Source organism: Nocardioides sp. (genome assembly GCF_035547795.1).
GTDB lineage: Bacteria > Actinomycetota > Actinomycetes > Propionibacteriales > Nocardioidaceae > Nocardioides.
This window is the reverse complement of sequence record NZ_DASZUF010000034.1, coordinates 1-5,615: the sequence shown is the minus strand read 5'-3', so window position 1 is coordinate 5,615 and position 5,615 is coordinate 1. Positions and strand designations below refer to the sequence as shown.

At 69.3% G+C, this 5,615-nt stretch carries 5 protein-coding genes, 1 tRNA gene and 1 pseudogene; 5 read left to right on the top strand and 2 right to left on the bottom strand.

Annotated elements, in window-relative coordinates:
* A partial coding sequence (locus VHA72_RS02700; protein ID WP_524538563.1) for a pyruvate dehydrogenase E1 component-related protein occupies nucleotides 1-1,388 on the bottom strand: 1,388 nt, incomplete at its 3' end.
* 260 nt (nucleotides 1,389-1,648) lie between these two features.
* On the opposite strand from VHA72_RS02700, the gene VHA72_RS02695 reads away from it, so the two are divergent.
* From VHA72_RS02695 to VHA72_RS02680, 4 genes are all read left to right on the top strand, one after another.
* A complete protein-coding gene (locus VHA72_RS02695; protein ID WP_325572905.1) occupies nucleotides 1,649-2,086 on the top strand; it encodes a DUF3052 domain-containing protein in 438 nt (145 codons plus the stop codon).
* Nucleotides 2,083-3,690 carry an AMP-binding protein gene (locus VHA72_RS02690; RefSeq protein WP_325572904.1) on the top strand — a complete coding sequence of 536 codons (1,608 nt, stop codon included), beginning with the start codon at nucleotides 2,083-2,085 and terminating at the stop codon, nucleotides 3,688-3,690. The genes VHA72_RS02695 and VHA72_RS02690 overlap by 4 nt, the downstream gene beginning before the upstream one ends.
* Entirely contained in the window at nucleotides 3,687-4,154 is a 468-nt protein-coding gene (locus VHA72_RS02685; RefSeq protein ID WP_325572903.1) for a peroxiredoxin, read from the top strand. Before VHA72_RS02690 ends, VHA72_RS02685 begins: the two co-directional genes overlap by 4 nt.
* 167 nt (nucleotides 4,155-4,321) lie before the next feature.
* Nucleotides 4,322-4,395, top strand: a tRNA-Val gene (locus VHA72_RS02680).
* Nucleotides 4,396-4,895: 500 nt separating this feature from the next.
* Here VHA72_RS02680 and VHA72_RS02675 read toward each other — a convergent pair.
* A complete protein-coding gene (locus tag VHA72_RS02675) occupies nucleotides 4,896-5,111 on the bottom strand; it encodes a KTSC domain-containing protein (RefSeq protein ID WP_325572902.1) in 216 nt (71 codons plus the stop codon).
* Between the two features lie 96 nt (nucleotides 5,112-5,207).
* Here VHA72_RS02675 and VHA72_RS02670 point away from each other — a divergent pair.
* A pseudogene (locus tag VHA72_RS02670) lies at nucleotides 5,208-5,615 on the top strand (hypothetical protein); the annotation flags it as partial.

The following is a 5,615-nucleotide window of genomic DNA, read 5'->3' as shown; positions in this document are numbered from 1 at the left end:
GCCGCGCCGGTGGCCTCGTAGGTCTCCTCGAGGTCCTTGTCCGAGATCGGCAGGTAGAGGCGGTCGCGGAACTTCTTCAGATCCGCCATCGTCAGCTTCTTCATCTGGTGGGTGGCGTTCTTGCCCTCGAGGGCGTCGATCGTCCAGCCCTTGATGGTGTGCGCCAGGATCACCGTCGGCTGGCCGACGTGCTTGGTGGCGGCGTCGAAGGCGGCGTACACCTTGCGGTAGTCGTGGCCGCCGCGCGGCAGCTTGCGGATCTGGTCGTCGGTCATGTGCTCGACCATCTTGCGCAACCGGGGGTCGCTGCCGAAGAAGTGCTCGCGGACGTAGGCGCCGGTCTCGACCGAGAAGGTCTGGAACTGGCCGTCGGGGGTGGTGTTCATCTTGTTCACCAGCACGCCGTCGACGTCGCGGGCGAGCAGGTCGTCCCACTCGCGGCCCCAGATGACCTTGATGACGTTCCAGCCCGCCCCGCGGAAGTTGGCCTCGAGCTCCTGGATGATCTTGCCGTTGCCGGTGACGGGGCCGTCGAGCTGCTGCAGGTTGCAGTTGATCACCCAGGTGAGGTTGTCGAGCTCCTCTCGGGCGGCGATGCGGATCGCGCCCAGCGACTCCGGCTCGGCCATCTCGCCGTCGCCGAGGAAGGCCCACACCCGCTGCTGGGAGGTGTCCTTGATGCCGCGGTTGTGCAGGTAGCGGTTGAACCGCGCCTGGTAGATCGAGTTGATGCCGGTCAGGCCCATCGAGACCGTCGGGAACTCCCAGAACTCGGGCATGAGCCGCGGGTGCGGGTACGACGACAGGCCCTGGTGCGGTCCGTGCTGGACCTCCTGGCGGAACGCGAAGAGCTGCTCCTCGGTGAGGCGCCCCTCGAGGAAGGCGCGGGCGTAGATGCCGGGGGAGGCGTGACCCTGGATGTAGATCTGATCGCCGCCGCCGGGATGGTCCTTGCCGCGGAAGAAGTGGTTGAAGCCGACCTCGTAGAGGCTGGCGCTCGACTGGTAGGTCGCGATGTGACCGCCGACCTCGAGGCCCTTGCGGTTCGCGCTGGAGACCATCACCGCGGCGTTCCAGCGGATGTAGGCGCGGATGCGCCGCTCCGCCTCCTCGTCGCCGGGGAACCACGGCTCACGCTCGGGCGGGATGGTGTTGATGAAGTCGGTGCTGCGCAGCGCCGGCACGCCGACCTGCATCTCGCGCGCGCGCTCGAGAAGCCGCAGCATCACGTAACGAGCGCGCTCCCGGCCGCGCTCGTCGACCAGCGCGTCGAAGGACGCGAGCCAGTCGGAGGTCTCCTCGGGATCGATGTCCGGGAGCTGGGTCGGCAGGCCCTCGTGGATGACGACGGCCCGAGTGCCGGAAGTAGGGGTGTTTTCTTCGGTCACATTCGCATCGTGCCACTCTCGCCAAGCGCACGAAATTTACCGATGAGTACGTGTCAACCCTCGGTCACGACCGCGCTCGACCGGGCGCGCGCGAGGCGTTCGCGGGTGGTTGGCGCGTGGTTCGCCGCACGGCGGTCGGCCTGATCGCCCGAACGGCTTGCGCGCGTGGCTGTTCTCCGCTGGACTACTCACCACCGTGATCCGCCTCGGGCGGCTCGCGGTGGAAGTTGTCGAAGATTGCCGAGGATGCGGAGGACGACGTGAGCTCGACCGCGGGTGGAGGCTCCACCCAGACAGGCCCTGCGGGTCCCGCGGAGCGCTTGGGCTTCAAGACCGGTATGGTCATCCAGGAGCTCGGGTGGGATAGCGACACCGACGACGAGCTCAGGATCGCCATCGAGGATGCGGTCGACGCCGATCTCGTCGACGGGGACTACGGCAACGTGGTCGACGCGGTGCTGCTGTGGTGGCGCGCGGACGACGGCGACCTGGTCGATGGCCTGGTGGACGCCCTCACCGACCTGGTCGGCGGCGGCTCGATCTGGCTGCTCACCCCCAAGGTGGGGCGTCCGGGTGCGGTCGACCCGGCCGACATCGCCGAGGCGGCTCCGATCGCCGGTCTCGCGCAGACCTCCAGCGCCGCGGTCAGCAAGGACTGGGCGGCGACCCGCCTGCTGGCGCCGAAGACGCCGGCATGATCCTTCGCCCCTCGGCGGCGCTGGCGAAGGCGGTGTCCGCTGGCTCCGGCGCGCTGGTGCTCGCCAGCTCGGGCGTGGTCAAGCCGTTCTCGCCGGTCGTGCTCGCCCGGCTCGGCAAGGCCCTCGTCGACTGGGGCCTGGGGCCCGCCGGCGGCTTCACCATGCTCGCCACGCGCTACCCGGACCGGGTCGGCATCGTCGACGAGCTGGGGGAGATGACCTACGGCGAGCTGCATCGCCGTACCAACGCCCTGGCACGGGCCCTGGCCGCACGTGGCGTCGGTGAGGGCGACGGCGTGGCGGTGATGTGCCGCAACCACCGGGGCTTCGTCGAGGCCACGGTCGCGATCGCCAAGCTCGGTGCCGACTCCCTCTACCTCAACACGGCCTTCGCGGGCCCGCAGCTGGTCGACGTGCTGGCACGCGAGAAGCCCCGGGTGGTCATCCACGACGAGGAGTTCACCGGCCTGCTGGCCGGCGCCGAGATCCAGGAGCGGATCCTGGCCTGGACCGACTCCCCGACGGTCGACGACCCCACCCTCGACGCTCTCGCGAGTGTCGGTGACACCAGCGACCTCAGGGCACCCTCCCGGCACGGACGGATCGTCATCCTGACCTCCGGCACCACCGGTACGCCGAAGGGCGCGCCGCGCAACGAGGCCGGCATCGACGCCGCGATCTCGCTGCTGTCGCGGATGCCGCTGCGGGAGGGCTGGCGCACCCACATCGCCGCGCCGCTGTTCCACACCTGGGGCTTCGCCCACCTGATGCTGGCGATGCTGCTCGGCTCCACGATGGTGCTGCGCCGCCGCTTCGACCCGGCCGACGCGCTGCAGGTGACCGAGGGCTGCGACTCGCTGGTCGTCATCCCGGTGATGCTGCAGCGGATGCTCGCGGTCGGTGGTTCCTACGATCTGTCCCGGCTGAAGGTGGTCGCCTCCTCGGGGTCGGCGCTGCCGGGCGACCTGGCGCTGGAGTGGATGAACAGCTACGGCGACAACCTCTACAACATCTACGGCTCGACCGAGGTCGCCTACGCCTCGATCGCCACCCCCGAGGACCTGCGCGCCGCGCCCACGTCGGCCGGCAAGCCGCCGTGGGGCACCGTCGTGAAGATCCTCGACGAGGCCGGCCGCGAGGTGCCGCAGGGCGAGCCGGGTCGGATCTTCGTCGGCAACAGCCTGCTGTTCGAGGGCTACACCGGCGGGGGCGGCAAGGAGGTCATCGACGGCCTGATGTCCTCCGGCGACGTCGGCCGTTTCGATGCCGAGGGTCGGCTGTACGTCGAGGGCCGCGACGACGAGATGATCGTCTCCGGCGGGGAGAACGTCTTCCCCAAGGAGGTCGAGGACTGCCTGGCCCGCCATCCCGCGGTGGTCGAGGTCGCCTGTGTCGGCGTCGACGACGTCGAGTTCGGGAAGCGGCTGCGCGCCTTCGTGGTGGTCGCCGACGAGGTGAGCGAGGACACCCTCAAGGGTTGGGTGAAGGACCACCTCGCCCGGTTCAAGGTGCCGCGCGAGATCATCGTGCTGCCGGAACTGCCCCGCAACGCGACCGGCAAGGTGCTCAAGCGTGAGCTGGCGAACTGGGAGGAAGCACTGTGACGACTGGTCTGCAGATCGGGGGGCCGGCCCCCGACTTCACCCTGCGTGACCAGTTCGGCCAGGACGTGACACTCTCGTCGTACCGGGACAAGAAGGCTGTCGTGCTGCTCTTCTATCCGTTCGCCTTCTCCGGCGTGTGCACCGGTGAGATGGCGGGCATCCGCGACCGGCTGGACGAGTTTCTGACCTTCGACACCGAGGCGCTGGCGATCTCCTGTGACCCGATGTTCGCGCTGCGGGCCTTCGCCGATGCCGACGGGCTCAACTTCCCGCTGCTCTCCGACTTCTGGCCACACGGCGAGGTCGCCCGTGCCTATGAGGTCTTCGACGAGCGCTCGGGCGCGGCCCGCCGCTCGTCGTACGTCATCGACAAGCAGGGCATGGTGCGTTGGTCGGTGCACAACGCGAACGCCGACGGTCGCGATCTCGACGAGCATCTGCGTCAGCTGGCGGCAGCTGTCTAGACAGCGGGTCCCAATTTTCGCAAGTGGGGTCGGAAACCACGGCGATCGGCCCTAGGCTGCTCGTCGTTGAGCCGCTGGTGACCCGAGACGCCAGCGGCTCAACTCCATTTCGCGCCGCGGATTTCGCGCCGCGGAGCCGCGCTCCCGTAGGCTGTGCCACCGCATCAGGGCGCATAGCTCAGTTGGTTAGAGCGCTTGCCTTACAAGCAAGATGTCAGGGGTTCGAGTCCCTTTGCGCCCACCGAGCGGCAGTTGTCGCGGCGTCGTGCGGCCGGGTTGTCGGCGTGACGGGTGGGCGGCCGGCGCGGTGCGTATGTTCGTCGTCCGCGAGATGAACGATTGTGCTGCGTTGGGCGCGGGCGGGCTGCGAGTTGAACGATTGTGCGGGGGTTGGGGTGTGCCACCCGCGAGTTGAACGATTGTGCTGGGTCTCGGGTGGGTCGTCGGTGAGATGAACGACTGTCCGCTGCGTGACAACCGTTCAACGGCGGAACGGCCGTTCGATGTGGGGTGCCGGCCCGTCGGATGGCCGGATGACTGTTCGATTCGCGAGTGACGCTGCTGGGTTGGTGGACGAGTGTTCGGTCCCGGTGGCGGCCTGCCGGCTTGTTGGACGAGTGTTCGATCTGGGCGACGGCCCGTCGGATGGCCGGACGACCGTTCAGTTCGCGGGTGATGCTGTCGGGTTGCTGGACAAGCGTTCAACTCGGATGGCGGCCCCGCGGATCTCTGGGCGATCGTTCATTCGAGCCGGTCGCAGTCGTAGGTCGCCTTGATGTGCTCCTGCCACTCCGTCCAGGGGTGGGCCGAGTCGAGCAGGCCCAGGAAGACCTCGGGCGGGACGGCGCGGTACTCGTAGAGGCCGCCGTGGCGGAAGCGGACGCGCAGCGCTCGGCGGTCGGGGTCGTAGCCGACCTCGGCGACCGCCCTGGAGCGATGCAGCGCGACCATCTCCATGCCTCCCTTCTACACCGCGCCCCTACGGCGGAGGCTCCACACGACGGCTCTACACGGCTCCTACACGCCCGCCCGGGCGCGGCGTAGTGTCGAGGCATGGGCCGGCTCCGGCAGCTCGGGATCGCGGCCGTCGTCGTGGCACTGAGCCTGGCACTGGGCAGCTGCGGTGGCGGTCAGAGCGGCGGCGCGCCGCGACAGACCGGCTCGAGCGGGAGCACCGCCACCGACGGCGGCACGGCGACCAGCCCGACCAGCCCGACCGCCCGCCCGAAACCCGGCCACATCAAGGTCGTCCGCACCATCACCACCGGGATCGACGTGCCCTGGGGCCTTGCCCCGCTGCCCGGCGGCAAGAACATCCTGGTGAGCTCGCGCGACGACCACCACGTCTACCGCGTCGACCTGCGCACCGGGGATCGACACGACCTCGGCGCCGTGCCGGGGGCGGTCTCCAACGTCGCCGAGGGTGGCGAGGCCGGACTGCTCGGCCTCGCGCTCTCCCCG